Raw genomic sequence first — 18433 nt, 5'->3', positions numbered from 1 at the left:
GTGCCGGGTGGCGGCTTCGCCTTACCCGGCCAACAAGATCCTTCAACCGTAGGCCGGGTAAGCGCAGCGCCACCCGGCGAAGGCGAAACCGCGGCACCACACTCAGACCATTCCTGACAGTCTTCCATATTTCCTCCATTTTTCCACTGTGTTACCTGACTAAACTAGTATCATTCCCCGAAAGAGTTTCAGGATGAGAACGTATAACGATGAAAGGCAGTAACAAATCCCGCTGGGCAATCGCCGCTGGTCTGATTGTGGTGGTCCTGGCCGCCGCCTGGTACTGGCACAGCCAGTCCGCGAACTCCACGGCACCTGCTGGCGCCAGTAGCCCCTCACAACGCCCAACGGGCGGCGGGCGCCACGGTATGCGCGGCGGTGCGCTGGCACCGGTGCAGGCGGCCACGGCGGTGAATAAAGCGGTGCCTCGTTATCTCTCCGGGCTGGGAACCATCACTGCCGCCAACACCGTGACGGTACGTAGCCGCGTGGACGGTCAGCTGATGGCCATCCACTTCCAGGAAGGTCAACAGGTGAAAGCGGGCGATCTGCTGGCGGAAATCGATCCAAGCCAGTTTAAGGTGGCCTTGGCGCAGGCGCAGGGGCAACTCGCGAAAGACAAAGCCACCCTCGCCAATGCCCGCCGCGATTTAGCCCGCTATCAGCAGTTGGTAAAAACCAACCTCGTGTCGCGCCAGGAGCTGGATACCCAGCAATCTCTGGTCAGTGAATCTCAGGGCACCATCAAGGCCGACGAAGCCGCGGTCGCCAGCGCCCAGCTCCAGCTCGACTGGAGCCGGATCACCGCGCCGATTGACGGCCGCGTGGGCCTGAAACAGGTTGATATCGGGAACCAAATCTCCAGCGGCGATACCACGGGCATCGTGGTGATCACCCAGACGCACCCTATCGATCTCGTCTTTACCCTGCCGGAAAGCGACATTGCGACGGTGATACAGGCGCAGAAGGCCGGAAAATCGCTGGTGGTTGAAGCCTGGGATCGCACCAACAAGCAGAAGCTGAGCGAAGGTTCGCTGTTGAGCCTGGATAACCAGATCGACACCACCACCGGCACCATCAAGCTAAAAGCACGCTTCAACAATCAGGACGATGCCCTGTTCCCGAATCAGTTCGTCAATGCGCGAATGCTGGTCGCGACCGAAGAAAACGCCGTGGTGATCCCGACGGCGGCCCTGCAAATGGGCAGTGAAGGCAACTTTGTCTGGGTGCTGAACAGCGAAAACAAGGTCAGCAAACACCTGGTGAAAACCGGGATCCAGGACAGTCAGACGGTGGTGATCAGCGCCGGGCTGTCCGCAGGCGACCGCGTCGTAACCGACGGTATTGACCGGCTGACCGAAGGGGCGCAGGTCGAGGTGGTGGAAGCGCAGAATACAGGAGCAAAAGCCTGATGCAGGTGATGCCGCCGAGCTCTACAGGTGGGCCATCACGCCTGTTTATTTTACGACCGGTTGCGACGACCCTGTTGATGGTGGCGATCCTGCTGGCCGGGATCATTGGCTACCGTTTTCTGCCCGTGTCGGCGCTGCCGGAAGTGGACTACCCGACTATTCAGGTTGTCACCCTCTATCCGGGCGCCAGTCCGGATGTGGTGACATCCGCCATCACCGCCCCGCTGGAGCGTCAGTTTGGCCAGATGTCTGGCCTGAAGCAGATGTCCTCCCAGAGCTCGGGCGGCGCCTCGGTCGTCACGCTTCAGTTCCAGCTCGCCCTGTCGCTGGACGTCGCGGAACAGGAGGTGCAGGCCGCCATTAACGCCGCCACCAACCTGCTGCCGTCTGACCTGCCGAACCCGCCGGTTTACAGCAAGGTGAACCCGGCAGACCCGCCGATCATGACGCTTGCCGTCACCTCCTCCGCCATGCCGATGACGCAGGTGGAAGACATGGTCGAAACCCGCGTGGCGCAGAAGATTTCGCAGGTGACCGGCGTCGGGCTGGTTACGCTCGCAGGGGGACAACGCCCCGCGGTGCGCGTTAAGCTCAATGCCCAGGCCATTGCCGCGCTGGGGTTAACCAGCGAAACCATTCGCACCGCCATCAGCAGCGCCAACGTTAACTCAGCGAAGGGCTCGCTGGACGGCCCGACCCGCGCGGTCACGCTCTCCGCCAACGACCAGATGCAGTCCGCCGATGAATACCGTCAGCTGATTATTGCCTACCAGAACGGCGCACCGATCCGCCTGGGCGACGTGGCAACCGTCGAACAAGGCGCGGAAAACAGCTGGCTCGGGGCGTGGGCTAATAAGCAGCAGGCGATTGTCATGAACGTTCAGCGCCAGCCGGGCGCGAACATTATTGATACCGCCGACAGCATTCGCACCATGCTGCCGCAGCTGGTGGAAAGCCTGCCAAAATCGGTCAGCGTGAAAGTGCTCTCTGACCGCACCACGAATATTCGCGCGTCAGTGACTGACACCCAGTTCGAGCTGATGCTGGCGATTGCGCTGGTGGTGATGATCATCTACCTGTTCCTGCGCAACGTTCCGGCAACCATTATTCCCGCCGTTGCCGTGCCGCTCTCGCTGGTCGGGACGTTCGCGGTAATGGTATTTCTCGACTTCTCGATTAACAACCTGACGCTGATGGCGCTCACCATCGCCACCGGGTTTGTGGTGGACGACGCCATCGTGGTAATCGAAAACATCTCGCGCTATATCGAGAAAGGTGAAAAGCCGTTAGCCGCCGCGCTGAAGGGCGCGGGGGAGATCGGCTTTACCATTATTTCGCTCACCTTCTCGCTGATTGCGGTGCTGATCCCGCTGCTGTTTATGGGCGATATCGTCGGGCGGCTGTTCCGCGAGTTTGCCGTGACGCTGGCGGTCGCCATTCTGATCTCTGCCGTGGTGTCGCTGACGCTGACGCCGATGATGTGCGCCCGCATGCTGAGCCACGAATCTTTACGCAAGCAAAACCGCTTCTCCCTCGCCTCCGAGCGGATGTTCGAGCGCATTATTGCCGCCTACGGCCGCGTGCTGGCGAAAGTCCTGAACCATCCCTGGGCGACGCTCGGCGTGGCCCTCGGCACGCTGGCGCTCAGCGTCATGCTGTGGATTTTCATTCCGAAAGGCTTCTTCCCGATTCAGGACAACGGCATTATTCAGGGCACGCTTCAGGCGCCACAGACGGTCTCCTTCGCCAACATGGCGCAGCGCCAGCAGCAGGTGTCTGAGATCATCATGAAAGATCCGGCGGTGGAAAGCCTGACTGCCTACGTGGGCGTGGACGGCACCAACCCGTCGCTTAACAGCGCGCGCCTGCAAATTAACCTTAAACCGCTCGATGACCGTGACGATCGCGTCAACGCGGTTATTGAGCGTCTGCAAAGCGCTGTGGCGCGCGTACCGGGCATTGAGCTGTATCTGCAACCGATCCAGGATTTAACCATTGATACGCAGGTGAGCCGCACGCAGTACCAGTTTACGCTCCAGGCCACCTCGCTTGATGCACTCAGCACCTGGGTGCCGCAGCTGGTGGACAAGCTGAAAGCACTGCCGCAGATTTCTGACGTCAGCAGCGACTGGCAGGATAAAGGGCTGGCGGCGTACGTGAACGTCAACCGCGACACCGCCAGCCGTCTGGGCATTACCATGTCCGACGTGGATAACGCGCTGTATAACGCCTTTGGCCAGCGCCTTATCTCCACCATTTACACCCAAGCGAACCAGTATCGCGTGGTGCTGGAACATAACACCGAGAACACGCCCGGGCTTGCCGCGCTGGACTCGATACGCCTGACCAGCAAAGACGGCGGGATTGTGCCGCTCAGCGCCATTGCCAGCGTGGAAGAGCGTCACACCCCGCTGTCGATTAACCATCTCGATCAGTTCCCATCCACCACCATTTCGTTCAACGTGCCGGACGGTTATTCCCTGGGCGAAGCGGTGGAGGCCATTCTGGGTGCGGAGAAAGAACTCAGCTTCCCGTCCGATATTCAGACCCAGTACCAGGGCAGTACTCTGGCGTTCCAGGCCGCGCTGGGCAGCACCGTCTGGCTGATTGTCGCGGCGGTGGTGGCGATGTATATCGTGCTTGGCGTGCTGTATGAAAGCTTTATCCACCCGATCACCATTCTCTCCACCCTGCCGACGGCGGGCGTGGGGGCACTGCTGGCGCTGATGCTGGCGGGGAGCGAACTGGACGTGATTGCGATCATCGGCATCATTCTGCTTATCGGCATCGTGAAGAAAAACGCCATCATGATGATCGACTTTGCGCTGGCCGCCGAGCGCGAGCAGGGTATGGCGCCGCGCGAGGCCATTTACCAGGCCTGTCTGCTGCGTTTTCGCCCGATCCTGATGACCACCCTCGCCGCCCTGCTGGGCGCGCTGCCGCTGATGCTGAGCACCGGCGTGGGGGCCGAACTGCGCCGTCCGCTGGGCATCGGGATGGTCGGCGGCCTGCTCGTAAGCCAGGTGCTGACGCTGTTTACCACGCCGGTTATCTACCTGCTGTTTGACCGTCTGGCCCTGTGGACGAAAAGCCGCTTCCCGAAACGTGAAGAGGAGGCGTAAGTGAAGTTTTTCGCCCTCTTCATTTACCGTCCGGTGGCGACGATTTTACTCTCCGTCGCTATTACCCTGTGCGGCGTGCTGGGCTTCCGGCTGCTGCCGGTGGCCCCGCTGCCGCAGGTCGATTTCCCGGTGATCATGGTCAGCGCCTCGCTGCCGGGTGCCTCGCCGGAAACCATGGCCTCATCGGTGGCGACGCCGCTTGAGCGCTCGCTTGGTCGAATTGCCGGGGTTAACGAGATGACCTCCAGCAGTTCGCTGGGCAGCACGCGCATCATTCTGGAATTCAATTTCGACCGGGACATCAACGGCGCGGCGCGTGACGTGCAGGCCGCGATTAACGCCGCCCAAAGCCTGCTGCCGAGCGGCATGCCGAGCCGTCCAACCTATCGCAAGGCCAACCCCTCCGACGCGCCGATCATGATCCTGACGCTTACGTCAGAGACCTACTCCCAGGGCGAGCTGTACGATTTTGCCTCTACCCAGCTGGCGCAAACCATCGCCCAGATTGACGGCGTGGGCGACGTGGACGTCGGCGGCAGCTCCCTGCCCGCCGTGCGCGTGGGGCTGAATCCGCAGGCGCTGTTTAACCAGGGCGTGTCGCTGGACGACGTGCGTTCCGCCATCAGCAACGCCAACGTGCGTAAGCCGCAGGGCGCGATTGAGGACAACAGCCACCGCTGGCAGATCCAGACTAACGACGAGCTGAAAACCGCCGCCGAGTATCAGCCGTTGATTATTCACTACAACAACGGCGCGGCGGTGCGCCTGAGCGACGTCGCCAGCGTCACCGATTCGGTGCAGGACGTGCGTAACGCCGGGATGACCAACGCCAAACCGGCGATTTTGCTGATGATCCGCAAGCTGCCGGAAGCCAACATCATTCAGACGGTGAACAGCATCCGCACGCGCCTGCCGGAGCTTCAGGAAACGATTCCGGCGGCCATCGATCTCCAGATTGCGCAGGACCGCTCCCCCACCATCCGCGCCTCGCTTGAGGAGGTAGAGCAAACGCTGATCATCTCCGTCGCGCTGGTGATCCTGGTGGTGTTCCTGTTCCTGCGCTCGGGGCGCGCGACGCTGATCCCGGCGGTGGCGGTGCCAGTATCGCTGATAGGCACCTTTGCCGCCATGTACCTGTGCGGCTTTAGCCTTAACAACCTGTCGCTGATGGCGCTGACGATTGCCACCGGGTTTGTGGTGGATGACGCCATCGTGGTGCTGGAGAATATCTCGCGCCATCTGGAAGCGGGCATGAAGCCGCTCCAGGCGGCGCTTCAGGGGACGCGCGAAGTGGGCTTCACGGTCCTGTCCATGAGCCTGTCGCTGGTAGCGGTATTCCTGCCACTGCTGCTGATGGGCGGCCTGCCGGGGCGACTGCTGCGCGAATTTGCCGTCACGCTTTCCGTCGCCATTGGTATCTCACTGGTGATTTCGCTGACGCTGACGCCGATGATGTGCGGCTGGATGCTAAAGCGCAGCCAACCGCACTCGCAGCCGCGCAGGAAAGGCTTTGGCCGCGTCCTGATGGCGATGCAGTCCGGCTACGGCAAATCGCTGAAATGGGTGCTGAACCACACGCGTATTGTCGGGCTGGTGCTGATCGGCACCATCGTCCTCAACGTCTGGATGTATATCACCATCCCGAAAACCTTCTTCCCGGAGCAGGATACCGGGGTGCTGATGGGGGGCATTCAGGCGGACCAGAGCATTTCGTTCCAGGCGATGCGCGGCAAACTGCAAGACTTTATGAAAATCATCCGGGAAGATCCGGCCGTGGATAACGTCACCGGCTTTACCGGCGGCTCGCGCGTTAACAGCGGGATGATGTTTATTACCCTTAAGCCGCGCGGTGAACGTCACGAAACGGCGCAGCAGATCATTGACCGCCTGCGGCTGAAGCTTGCCAAAGAGCCGGGGGCAAATCTGTTTTTGATGGCCGTTCAGGATATCCGCGTCGGCGGACGACAGGCTAACGCCAGCTATCAGTACACCCTGCTCTCGGATGACTTAGCCGCCCTGCGCGAGTGGGAGCCGAAGATCCGTAAAGCGCTGGCCGCGCTGCCGCAGCTGGCGGACGTGAACTCTGACAGCCAAAACAACGGTGCGGAGATGGCGCTCACCTACGATCGTGAAACCATGGCCCGCCTGGGCATTAACGTGGAGGCGGCCAACAGCCTGCTGAACAACGCCTTCGGGCAGCGTGAAGTCTCTACCATCTATCAGCCGATGAACCAGTACAAGGTGGTGATGGAGGTGGATCCGCGCTACACCCAGGACATCAGCGCGCTGGACAAGATGTTTGTGATCAATGATGACGGTAAGGCGATTCCGCTGTCGTACTTCGCCAGCTGGCAGCCGTCGAACGCCCCGCTGTCGGTGAACCACCAGGGGCTTTCCGCCGCCTCGACCGTCTCGTTTAACTTGCCAACCGGCTCGTCGCTGTCTGAGGCCAGCGATGCCATTAATCGCGCCATGACCCAGCTCGGGGTGCCCTCCTCGGTGCGCGGCAGCTTTGCCGGTACGGCGCAGGTGTTCCAGGACACCATGAACTCGCAGGTTATTTTGATTCTGGCGGCCATTGCCACGGTTTATATCGTGCTGGGCGTGCTGTACGAAAGCTACGTGCACCCGTTGACCATTCTCTCCACGCTTCCCTCTGCGGGCGTGGGGGCGCTGCTGGCGCTGGAGCTGTTCGGTGCCCCATTCAGTCTTATCGCGCTTATCGGGATCATGCTATTGATTGGCATCGTGAAGAAAAACGCGATAATGATGGTCGACTTTGCCCTGGACGCCCAGCGCAACGGCAATCTGACGCCGGACGAGGCGATATTCCAGGCCTGTCTGCTGCGTTTTCGCCCGATCATGATGACCACGCTGGCCGCGCTGTTCGGCGCGCTGCCGCTGGTCATATCCGGCGGTGACGGCTCTGAACTACGCCAGCCGCTGGGGATCACGATCGTTGGCGGCCTGGTGATGAGCCAGCTGCTGACGCTCTACACGACGCCGGTAGTCTATCTGTTCTTTGACCGCCTGCGGCTGCGTTTTTCGCGTAAAAAGAGAACCACGGTGACCGAGTAAATGACCGACCTACCCAGTAACGTTCGCTGGCAATTGTGGATCGTCGCGTTCGGCTTCTTTATGCAGTCGCTGGACACGACTATCGTGAACACCGCCCTCCCCTCGATGGCGAAAAGCCTGGGGGAGAGCCCGCTGCACATGCATATGGTGATTGTCGCCTATGTGCTGACGGTCGCCGTGATGCTGCCTGCCAGCGGCTGGCTGGCGGATAAAGTCGGCGTGCGAAACATCTTCTTCACCGCCATTGTGCTGTTTACCACCGGGTCGCTGTTTTGCGCCCAGGCCAATACCCTCGACCAGCTGGTGATGGCGCGCGTGCTACAGGGCGTCGGCGGCGCGATGATGGTACCCGTCGGGCGGTTAACGGTGATGAAAATTGTTCCGCGCGCGCAGTATATGGCGGCGATGACCTTCGTCACCCTGCCCGGTCAGGTCGGCCCGTTGCTTGGCCCGGCGCTGGGCGGGATTCTGGTGGAGTATGCCTCCTGGCACTGGATCTTCCTGATCAACCTGCCGGTCGGTATTATCGGCGCGATTGCCACCCTGACGCTGATGCCGAACTATAAAATGCAGACCCGGCGCTTTGATTTCTTTGGCTTCATCCTGCTGGCAGCTGGCATGGCGACGCTTACCCTCGCGCTCGACGGGCAAAAAGGGCTGGGGATCTCCTCCCTGTCGCTCGCCCTGCTGGTAGCGCTGGGTGTCACCGCCATTCTCTGGTATCTGTGGCATGCCAGAGGTAACGCTAACGCGCTGTTCAGCCTGAATCTGTTCAAGAATCCCACCTACCGTCTTGGTCTGTTCGGCAGCTTTGCCGGACGCATCGGCAGCGGCATGTTGCCGTTTATGACGCCGGTATTTTTACAGATTGGGATGGGCTTCTCGCCGTTCCATGCCGGGCTGATGATGATCCCGATGGTACTTGGCAGCATGGGGATGAAGCGTATTGTGGTGCAGGTGGTGAACCGCTTTGGCTATCGCCGCGTGCTGGTGGCCGCCACGATCGGGCTGGCGTTGGTCTGCCTGCTGTTTATGGCCGTGGCGCTGCTGGGCTGGTACTACATCCTGCCGCTGGTGCTGTTCTGCCAGGGGATCATCAACTCCATGCGCTTCTCGTCGATGAACACCCTGACGCTGAAAGATCTGCCGGACGAGCTGGCAAGCAGTGGTAACAGTCTGCTGTCGATGATCATGCAGCTCTCCATGAGCGTGGGGGTCACGGTTGCCGGATTGCTGCTCGGCATGTACGGTCAGCACCATCTCAGCGCCGACACCCCCGTCGCGCATCAGGTCTTTTTATACACTTACCTCAGCATGGCGGTAATTATCGCTCTGCCCGCTTTTATCTTTGCCAGAGTGCCGAATGACACGACCAAAAACGTCGTGATCCGACGCGGCAAAAGGAGTGCACCATGAAATTCTGGCGTCCGGGGATCACCGGTAAGCTTTTTGTGGCGATTTTCGCCACCTGTATCGTCCTGCTGATTACTATGCACTGGGCGGTGCGGGTCAGCTTTGAGCGCGGCTTTATTGACTACATCAAGCACGGTAACGAACAGCGTTTACAGGGCTTAAGCGACGCGCTGGGGGAACAGTATAGCCTGCACGGTAACTGGCGTTTTCTGCGCAACAACGATCGCTTTATATTTCAAATTCTGCGCTCGCTGGAGCACGATAATGACGACGACCGTCCGGGACCGGGCATGCCACCGCACGGCTGGCGCACCCAGTTCTGGGTAATTGATCAGGAGATGCGCGTGCTCGTTGGCCCACGCTCTCCGGTACCGCCGGACGGCACAAAGCGCGCCATTACCTCGAACGGCGCCACGGTGGGCTGGGTTATCGCCTCCCCGGTCGAGCGGCTGACGCGCAACACCGACATCAACTTTGACCGCCAGCAGCGTCAGACCAGCTGGTTGATTGTCGCGCTTTCTACCCTGCTTGCGGCGCTCGCCACCTTCCCGCTGGCGCGCGGCCTGCTGGCGCCGGTTAAGCGCCTGGTGGAAGGCACGCACAAGCTGGCGGCGGGTGATTTCTCGACCCGCGTGGACACCCGCAGCCAGGATGAACTGGGCAAGCTGGCGCAGGACTTCAACCAGCTCGCCAGCACGCTGGAAAAAAACCAGCAGATGCGCCGCGACTTTATGGCCGACATTTCACACGAGCTGCGCACCCCACTGGCGGTGCTGCGCGGCGAGCTGGAGGCGATTCAGGACGGCGTGCGGCAGTTCACCCCCGAATCCGTGGCCTCGCTTCAGGCGGAAGTCGGTACGCTGACCAAACTGGTGGACGATCTGCATCAGCTGTCCATGTCCGACGAAGGCGCCCTGGCTTACCAGAAAGCACCGATCGATGTGATCAATATCCTTGAAGTCGTGACCGGCGCATTCCGCGAGCGCTTCGCCAGCCGTGACCTGAAAATCAACCTTTCGCTGCCGGACAGTGCGGTGGTGTTCGGCGACAGAGATCGCCTGATGCAGCTGTTCAATAATCTGCTGGAGAACAGCCTCCGCTACACCGACGGCGGCGGCGCGCTGCATATCTCCGGCAGGCAGGAAAACGGGCGCTTTGCCCTGACCTTTGCGGACTCCGCCCCTGGCGTGAAGGATGCGCAGCTGGAAAAACTGTTCGAGCGCTTCTATCGCACCGAAGGTTCACGCAACCGCGCCAGCGGCGGTTCCGGCCTTGGGCTGGCCATTTGCGTTAACATTGTGGAGGCCCATGGCGGCACCATCCGCGCCGCCCATTCGCCTTTTGGCGGGGTTAGCATTACAGTAGAGTTACCTCTGGAACGGGATTTATCGAGGGAAGCATGACCGAGTTACCGATTGACGACAACACACCGCGTATTTTGATCGTGGAAGACGAGCCTAAACTTGGGCAACTGCTGATCGACTATTTGCGCGCTGCGAGTTACGCGCCAACGCTTATCAGCCACGGCGACCAGGTGCTGCCCTACGTGCGCCAGACGCCGCCGGATCTGATCCTGCTGGATCTGATGCTGCCGGGTACCGACGGCCTAACCCTGTGCCGCGAAATTCGTCGTTTCTCCGATGTTCCCATCGTGATGGTGACGGCCAAAATCGAAGAGATCGATCGTCTGCTGGGGCTCGAAATCGGCGCTGACGATTACATCTGCAAGCCTTACAGCCCGCGGGAGGTGGTCGCTCGGGTGAAAACCATCCTCCGCCGCTGTAAGCCGCAGCGTGAATTGCAGGTGCTCGATGCGCAAAGCCCGCTGATCGTCGACGAAAGCCGTTTCCAGGCGAGCTGGCGCAGCAAACTTTTGGATCTCACCCCCGCAGAGTTTCGCCTGTTGAAAACGCTCTCCCACGAGCCGGGCAAAGTGTTTTCCCGCGAGCAGCTGCTCAACCATCTGTATGACGATTACCGCGTGGTGACCGACCGCACCATCGACAGCCACATCAAAAACCTGCGCCGCAAGCTGGAGGCGCTGGACGCCGACCAGTCGTTTATTCGCGCGGTGTACGGCGTGGGGTATCGCTGGGAAGCGGATGCGTGCAGGATTGCTTAATATTTGCTTTAACGATGATTACCTGCCCAGGTAATCATCGTTCTTCATAACATTCACTTTCTAACAACACGCCTACCTGATTTGACAATTGCAAACTGTAATGTTTGATGTTAAAAACGAAATAAATCACTATATTACGGCTTCAAGAAATGCAAAATTTTATTGGTAATTTATTCATTATCATCACCACAGCTATAAGCGTTGCCAGCCTTTTTCTGGGGTTATTTGCTTATAATAAAAAAATGAAAACAAAAGCAATACAAAAAATAGAACTCCTCATACCTAAAAAAAACAGAATAACCAAGTTTTCCGAGCAATGGGTAAGCGCTTTTTTCCTGGCATTCGGTAATCATGCATTCTCAAAAAGGCAATTAATTACCATCCCGTTTTTATTGGTTTTATATTCCAGTATCTTATTTGTAGTTTGGTATCTCTGGGTGCTGACTTTTAGAAATCCTGAGCACATCATTCCTCAACATCTGCCATTGACCATTGAAGTTGCTTTACATGACTTTATTCATTTTGGCTTTTGGTACTCTTTACTGCTTGATGTGATGTCAATTTATCTTATCAGAGCTTACATTAACGCAGGTCTATCGAAAGGGTTTTCGTCTGTAAAATCGATCGTTTATTTTTCTTCAATTGTTCTGGGTGTTATGCTCTCATTTACACTTATCATCACCCATCTTAAAAATGCTTCGATTGAGGACCTCTATATCCAGCAAGGCCTGTATTTTGAAGACAGACCTGTAATGACATGGAACCCGCTGGAAGTGATACGTTCTTCACTGGATTTCATCGATAACGAAACCATGATTATCTTTACCTCAAAAGGGGCAATATCTAACTACTTCATTCCGCAGGCGATCATGTTTTACCTTTCCATGTTTACGCAATTGACGCTGCTTATTGTTTTCATCAGCTATATGATCACAAAAATACTGCATAACATCCGAACGGTTGCCATCTGGACAGTCAAGTATTCTGGAACGGCTACGATGAATGCCATTGGTTTCATTCTTATCGCCGGTATTATTCTACTGGCTTTAATATATTTGTGTTTGTATGTCATATCGCTAATGGTTTAAAGATACGAAGTATTATGTCATCTGAAAGGGGTGAGGCGCTTTACCTCCCCGCCCCGCAGCGCTACAATGCCCGCCCTTAAAGTGGGGGATCTCCCCTTACCGCTGCACCAGGTGCATGCGGATCTGACCTGTCATCAGAACGAGAACAAACATGTTTAAACCGGAACTTCTTTCCCCGGCGGGAACGCTGCAAAATATGCGTTACGCTTTCGCCTATGGTGCCGACGCCGTTTACGCGGGCCAGCCGCGCTACTCGCTGCGCGTGCGTAACAACGAATTCAACCACGAGAATCTTCAGCTCGGCATCAACGAAGCGCATGCCCTGGGCAAAAAATTCTACGTGGTGGTGAACATCGCGCCGCACAACGCCAAGCTGAAAACGTTCATTCGCGACCTGAAGCCGGTCGTGGAGATGGGGCCGGACGCGCTGATTATGTCGGACCCGGGTTTAATCATGCTGGTTCGGGAGAATTTCCCGGAGATGGACATTCACCTCTCAGTGCAGGCTAACGCCGTCAACTGGGCAACGGTGAAATTCTGGAAACAGATGGGGCTGACCCGCGTCATTCTGTCCCGCGAGCTGTCCCTCGAAGAGATCGAAGAGATCCGCACCCAGGTGCCGGATATGGAGATCGAAATCTTCGTTCACGGCGCGCTGTGCATGGCCTACTCCGGCCGCTGCCTGCTCTCTGGCTACATCAACAAGCGTGACCCGAACCAGGGTACCTGCACCAACGCCTGCCGCTGGGAATATAACGTTCAGGAAGGGAAAGAGGATGACATCGGTAACATCGTGCATAAACACGAGCCGATTCCGGTCACCAACGTTGAGCCAACGCTGGGAATTGGCGCGCCTACCGACAGCGTGTTTATGATCGAAGAAGCCAAACGTCCGGGTGAGTACATGACCGCCTTCGAAGACGAGCACGGCACCTACATCATGAACTCTAAAGATCTGCGCGCCATCGCGCACGTCGAGCGTTTAACCAAGATGGGCGTACACTCCCTGAAAATTGAAGGCCGCACCAAGTCTTACTACTACTGCGCCCGTACCGCACAGGTATATCGCAAAGCCATCGACGATGCCGCTGCCGGTAAACCGTTCGACACCAGCCTGCTGGAAACGCTGGAAGGTCTGGCGCATCGCGGCTATACCGAAGGTTTCCTGCGTCGTCACACTCACGACGACTACCAGAACTACGAGCATGGCTATTCGATTTCCGAACGCCAGCAGTTTGTAGGCGACTTCACCGGCGAGCGTAAAGGCCCGCTGGCCGCCGTCGCCGTAAAAAACAAATTCACTAAAGGCGACAGCCTGGAGCTGATGACGCCGCAGGGCAACATGAACTTCCGACTGGAGCACCTGGAAAACAAAAAAGGTGAGGCGATTGAGGTCGCACCTGGCGACGGCCATGTGGTCTGGCTGCCGGTTCCTGAAGAGGTGGAGCTGGAGTTTGCGCTGCTGATGCGTAATTTTGAAGGTGAAAATACCCGAAATCCACACGGCAAATAGTCAATCAACGGGATTTTTTCACGCTGGGATAATTCTTAGAATCGGATCACATACCGCTTCGTTCAATACGGGTATTATCCCCCCGCTGAAAAACATAACCCATAAATGCTAGCTGTACCAGGAACCACCTCCTTAGCCTGCGTAATCTCCCTTACGCGGGCTTATTTTTTTTGTTAACTCCTGAAATTTTTCCCCCTGATAAATATGGCGTTGCATTGACCCGGGAAAGGTTTGTGTCAGCATTAGGCGTATCATCTAAGCAAATCGAACGAACAAAGGATCCTAATCACATTTTTTAATGGATTTGAGAGGGATGAACACTATTCGGAACATTCCTAATTTTAAGTGTTAACAGGACCTTTACTCTTGATTTATTAACAATCAACGTTTCACACGGACGGAGAGATGAAGTGACATTCACAGGACAATTTTCAAAGGATCTTCCAGATTACGAACTCGCACGCAGTCTTGGTCTTGCCTCTGGCGGCGATATAAATTTCACAGCACTTGCAGGTCAACTGGACTGTAGCAGAAATTTTAGCCAGGCCGGGATTATCTACTCAGACGGTACACGTCAGTCGCTAGTACGGCCATCAAGAAGGATTGCGACACCAAACGAAAGCTCGGTTAGTCATGTAGTCATAACCAAAGTAAATGCCGCATTAGTTAACCCTGTTCAGGCAACAACGGCGACGATTAATTCCCCTTCCCTGGCAACTGAAATTGGTTCAACGGCAATTTCCTGCGGAGCCGCAATTCTTACTGTTGTACTTGCGGCAGGGGCCGGTATGGCTATACCTCTCACTGCAGGGTCTTCCGGTGCTATAGCCGCTGTGATTTTAGCCGGTGGTGTAGCAACTGGAATTCAATGTGCAAATGGGCTTGGCCGACTATCGTTGATTGCTATGAATCATGATGATTACGTTGCGTGGATGGATTCCCAGGAGTGGTATACAGCAACCAACACAGCCCTGGATGCGATTTCTCTTGCCGGGGCTGCTGCGGGTTTAAAAAGCGCTGCATTAACATATCGCCTTCTTAACCGTTCATCGTCTGAGAGTTTGCTCTCCTTATTACAAAAAATGAGCCGGGCCGACCGTACGCGATTAACATAGGAGATTATTCGTATCCGCAATCCCGGCATCTCGAATTCAGGTGTAAAAGCAGCAATGAAGGCAGGCGTGTATCCCAAACGTTATCCGTCAGAAGCGTTGCAGTTGCTCTTACAGCGTGAGTTGCTGAATACCATTTCAAATTCTTCTGCCTTCGTTGGAAGTGCCATCTCAGGAAATATCAGAAATCCACAGAATGTTGCACAAACGGGTAAATACATTTTTGGTTTAATTCAGTCTTTTTCATTTACAGGAAGTTATTGACCCGTCCATGATGAAATACATTAAAGATAGCCTTGCATTAAGTGCTTTGGTTAAAAGTAAAATGGCGACCGATGATCTCAACCAGCTTGAAACATTAAAAGAACAGTTAAAAGATCGGTTCGGCGTTCCTGTGGGCGTCCATATGACAGGAATTCCTTTGGCAGTGAGCACGTTACTGGCTATTTTTTGCTACGCCATGCTGCAAGTGTCCCTCTGGTTGTTGCTGTTTCGCTGGCTCGGCTTACCCGAATTTAAGGTTATGATGGGAGTATTCATTGCAGCGATTGTGTATTGTCTGGTAGTGATGAGCACGATGTTTCTGACTACACGAGGTTCTTTACCTGGATATAAACTGCATATTTTCGTCATTACGCTGACAGGCATAATGAGCATCATTTATTTCATCTGGACGGGGATTTCGCTTTTATTCGGCCCTGTTGAGAACTACACACCGCAAATAACCTCTTTGCTGGGGCTGGGATTTTTCTTTCTGAACATTATGTGGATGAATTCATCGATTTTTTACCGCTCCATTGCGCTAACGCTACATAATCGGGTCTGGCGTAAGCAGCTCAAAATCGAGGCAAGGCCAATGTCACACCTCAAACGTTGACCACAATAGTCAATTGAGCGGCAGTAGTATGCACTGTAAGCGCTACGGGGTTCTTTAGTCGATTTCAAAGCCCTTACGCGGGCTTATTTTTTGCCTTTCATCCTGTTCTTACCCGCTTTTTCCCTCTCTGGGATACACTCTTTCTATAGCTAAAAAAGGGAGCAACCCGGATGGCAACCTATCCAGACAGTTTATTAATTCTTAACGGCAAGAGTGCAGGCAACGATCTGCTGCGCCAGGCGATTACCGAATTGCGTGAAGATGGCGCGCGCATTCACGTGCGGGTGACCTTTGAAAAAGGCGATGCGGCGCGCTATATCGATGAAGGTATCAGGTTAGGCGCTGAGACCATCATTTCCGGCGGCGGCGACGGAACGATCAACGAGATCGCCGGTGCGCTCATTGACCTCAACGCCGCAGCTCGCCCGGCGATGGGGATTTTACCGCTCGGTACCGCCAACGATTTTGCCACCAGCGCCGGTATACCTGAGGATTTAGGCAAAGCACTGCAACTGGCTATCCTCGGGAAAGCGACCGCCGTCGATATTGCGCAGGTGAATGAAAGAACCTGCTTTATCAATATGGCAACGGGCGGTTTCGGCACGCGGATCACCAGCGAAACACCGGAAAAACTGAAAGCCGCGCTGGGCGGCGTTTCGTATCTCATCCATGGCCTAATGCGCATGGACACCCTCAAGCCCGACAGCTGTGAAATTCACGGTGAGAACTTCCACTGGCAGGGCGACGCGCTGGTGATTGGTATCGGCAACGGGCGGCAGGCGGGGGGCGGTCAGCAGCTTTGCCCGGAAGCATTGATCAACGACGGTCAATTACAGCTGCGTATTTTTACCGGCGACGGGCTGCTGCCTGCGCTGTTTACGACGCTGACGCAGCCAGAGGAGAGCCCCAATATCATCGACGGGAAATCCGCGTGGTTTGAAGTGATCGCCCCACACGGCATGACCTTTAACCTCGACGGAGAGCCGCTCAGCGGCGAGCGATTCCGCATTGAGGTGTTGCCCGGGGCGTTGCAGTGCCGATTGCCGCCGGACTGCGTGCTGTTGCGCTGATTTTTTACAGCGTGCGCGATAATGCCCTCTCCCCAAAGGGCTGAGGGTTCCCCAGTAATTTGAAAGCAAAAGCGATAACGTTGCCTCAGAATAACTGAGGGCTTTCAGCGATGCCTCGGTCCGGCTGTAAATCGCTGAGGCGTTTCCTGTAGGCCGGGGCGAGGCGCAGGGATGCGCCGAGAGGGCGGGCTGTACAGGGATGTTACTTCCGCCCGTCCCCGATAAGCCGGAAGGAATAAGCCGAAGGGACCGCGAAGCGGCGATTTACCGCCGGGAGCCCGGGTCGCCAGGGTGGTGGCGACTGAGCCACCCTCTCCCTCAAGGGAGAGGGGGCCGTTTGTGCAGGCATTATTTTGTGAGGAACCCTCAGCCCACGGGGGAGAGGGATACGGTGGCGTCAGGCAATCGTGACTTTACTGTCCAGATAGACATCCTGAACCGCATTAATCAGCTTCACGCCGTCGGCCATGGATTTTTTAAACGCCTTACGGCCCAGGATCAGCCCCATACCGCCCGCACGTTTGTTAATGACCGCCGTGCGCACCGCGTCGGTCAGGTCAGTTTCACCGCCTGCCGCACCGCCGGAGTTAATCAGCCCGGCGCGGCCCATGTAGCAGTTCGCCAGCTGGTAGCGCACCAGATCGATCGGGTTGTCGCTGGTCAGCTTGCTGTACACGCGGTCGTCGGTATAGCCAAAGTTCACCGCTTTATAGCCGCCGTTATTCTCGGCCATTTTCTGCTTCACGATGTCCGCGCCGATGGTTGCTGCCAGGTGGTTTGCCTGACCGGTCAGATCCGCTGATACGTGGTAATCCACGCCGTCTTTCTTGAATGACGCGTTACGCAGATAGGCCCACAGCACGGTTACCATGCCCAGCTCGTGGGCACGCTCGAACGCCGCGGAGATTTCTTCAATCTGACGTCGCGACTGTTCAGAGCCGAAATAGATGGTTGCCCCGACCGCCACCGCGCCCATGTTGAACGCCTGCTCGACGCTGGCGTACAGCGTCTGGTCATATTCGGTTGGGTAGCTCAGGGTTTCGTTGTGGTTCAGCTTGACGAGGAACGGAATGCGGTGAGCATAGCGGCGAGAAACGGAGGCCAGCACGCCATACGTCGATGCCACACAGTTACACCCTGCTTCAATCGCCAGCTCGACAATGTTTTTCGGGTCAAAGTAGAGCGGGTTAGCAGCAAACGACGCTCCCGCCGAGTGCTCTACGCCCTGGTCAACGGGCAGAATGGAGAGATAGCCGGTCCCGCCCAGACGGCCGGTATTGTAAAGCGTCTGCATGTTTCGCAGTACGGCAGGCGGACGGTTGTTGTCAACCATGACCCGGTCTACGTAATCATGGCCAGGCAGATAAAGCTGGTCGGCTGGAATGGTCATACAACGATGCTGTAAAAGGCTGTCGGCGTCTTTGCCAAGCAGCTGCGCAATATCAGTCATAGTGATGCTCCCGTAAGTCCGACATGATGTCGGAGCGTGTGATCCAAGCCCACGTTTTTGCAGGCAGAGTAAGCCTGGTACCGACTTAACCTATTTTCCACCATTTGCAACTTTTTTAAGCACAATCTGCTGGCTCGTTTCGTGTACAACATTTTTGTTACACTGATCAAACAATC

11 protein-coding genes and 1 pseudogene are annotated in these 18433 nt (G+C 56.5%); 11 read left to right on the top strand and 1 reads right to left on the bottom strand.

Annotation, left to right across the window (positions count from 1 at the left end; translation table 11 throughout):
* The first annotated feature begins 209 nt into the window (after nucleotides 1-209).
* The 11 genes and pseudogenes from ACOTXL_RS05195 (at nucleotide 210) to yegS (ending at nucleotide 16807) form a co-directional block, all read left to right on the top strand.
* Entirely contained in the window at nucleotides 210-1412 is a 1203-nt protein-coding gene (locus tag ACOTXL_RS05195; protein WP_022651490.1) for an MdtA/MuxA family multidrug efflux RND transporter periplasmic adaptor subunit, read from the top strand.
* Nucleotides 1412-4534 (top strand): MdtB/MuxB family multidrug efflux RND transporter permease subunit, encoded by a 3123-nt coding sequence (locus ACOTXL_RS05190; protein ID WP_045350254.1) that lies wholly within the window; start codon nucleotides 1412-1414, stop codon nucleotides 4532-4534. Before ACOTXL_RS05195 ends, ACOTXL_RS05190 begins: the two co-directional genes overlap by 1 nt.
* On the top strand, nucleotides 4535-7612 hold the full coding sequence (mdtC, locus tag ACOTXL_RS05185) for a multidrug efflux RND transporter permease subunit MdtC (RefSeq protein ID WP_045350252.1): 3078 nt from the start codon (nucleotides 4535-4537) through the stop codon (nucleotides 7610-7612).
* Nucleotides 7613-9028 (top strand): MFS transporter, encoded by a 1416-nt coding sequence (locus tag ACOTXL_RS05180; RefSeq protein ID WP_003862087.1) that lies wholly within the window; start codon nucleotides 7613-7615, stop codon nucleotides 9026-9028. It begins immediately after the preceding gene.
* Complete coding sequence (baeS, locus tag ACOTXL_RS05175) at nucleotides 9025-10428, top strand: two-component system sensor histidine kinase BaeS (protein WP_006811258.1); 1404 nt, start codon at nucleotides 9025-9027, stop codon at nucleotides 10426-10428. Before ACOTXL_RS05180 ends, baeS begins: the two co-directional genes overlap by 4 nt.
* Nucleotides 10425-11147: a two-component system response regulator BaeR gene (gene baeR / locus ACOTXL_RS05170; RefSeq protein WP_015572364.1), complete on the top strand. Its 723-nt coding sequence runs from the start codon at nucleotides 10425-10427 to the stop codon at nucleotides 11145-11147. Before baeS ends, baeR begins: the two co-directional genes overlap by 4 nt.
* 149 nt (nucleotides 11148-11296) lie before the next feature.
* A complete protein-coding gene (locus ACOTXL_RS05165) occupies nucleotides 11297-12235 on the top strand; it encodes a hypothetical protein (protein WP_045350251.1) in 939 nt (312 codons plus the stop codon).
* A 151-nt stretch (nucleotides 12236-12386) separates the two neighbouring features.
* On the top strand, nucleotides 12387-13748 hold the full coding sequence (gene yegQ, locus ACOTXL_RS05160) for a tRNA 5-hydroxyuridine modification protein YegQ (protein WP_022651495.1): 1362 nt from the start codon (nucleotides 12387-12389) through the stop codon (nucleotides 13746-13748).
* 410 nt (nucleotides 13749-14158) lie between these two features.
* Nucleotides 14159-15124, top strand: a pseudogene (locus ACOTXL_RS05155) (hypothetical protein).
* Between the two features lie 7 nt (nucleotides 15125-15131).
* Nucleotides 15132-15737, top strand: a complete 606-nt coding sequence (locus ACOTXL_RS05150; RefSeq protein ID WP_049126625.1) for a hypothetical protein — start codon at nucleotides 15132-15134, stop codon at nucleotides 15735-15737.
* A 170-nt stretch (nucleotides 15738-15907) separates the two neighbouring features.
* Nucleotides 15908-16807, top strand: a complete 900-nt coding sequence (gene yegS / locus ACOTXL_RS05145; RefSeq protein WP_023314523.1) for a lipid kinase YegS — start codon at nucleotides 15908-15910, stop codon at nucleotides 16805-16807.
* A gap of 397 nt (nucleotides 16808-17204) precedes the next feature.
* On the opposite strand, the gene fbaB is transcribed toward yegS, so the two are convergent.
* Entirely contained in the window at nucleotides 17205-18257 is a 1053-nt protein-coding gene (fbaB, locus tag ACOTXL_RS05140; RefSeq protein ID WP_000129585.1) for a class I fructose-bisphosphate aldolase, read from the bottom strand.
* Nucleotides 18258-18433 lie beyond the last annotated feature (176 nt).

It is taken from the genome of Enterobacter cloacae complex sp. IR5402, from assembly GCF_049238125.1.
Classification (GTDB): domain Bacteria; phylum Pseudomonadota; class Gammaproteobacteria; order Enterobacterales; family Enterobacteriaceae; genus Enterobacter; species Enterobacter hormaechei_C.
Note: the sequence above shows the minus strand (reverse complement) of the source record. Positions and strands in the feature narration are given on the sequence as shown.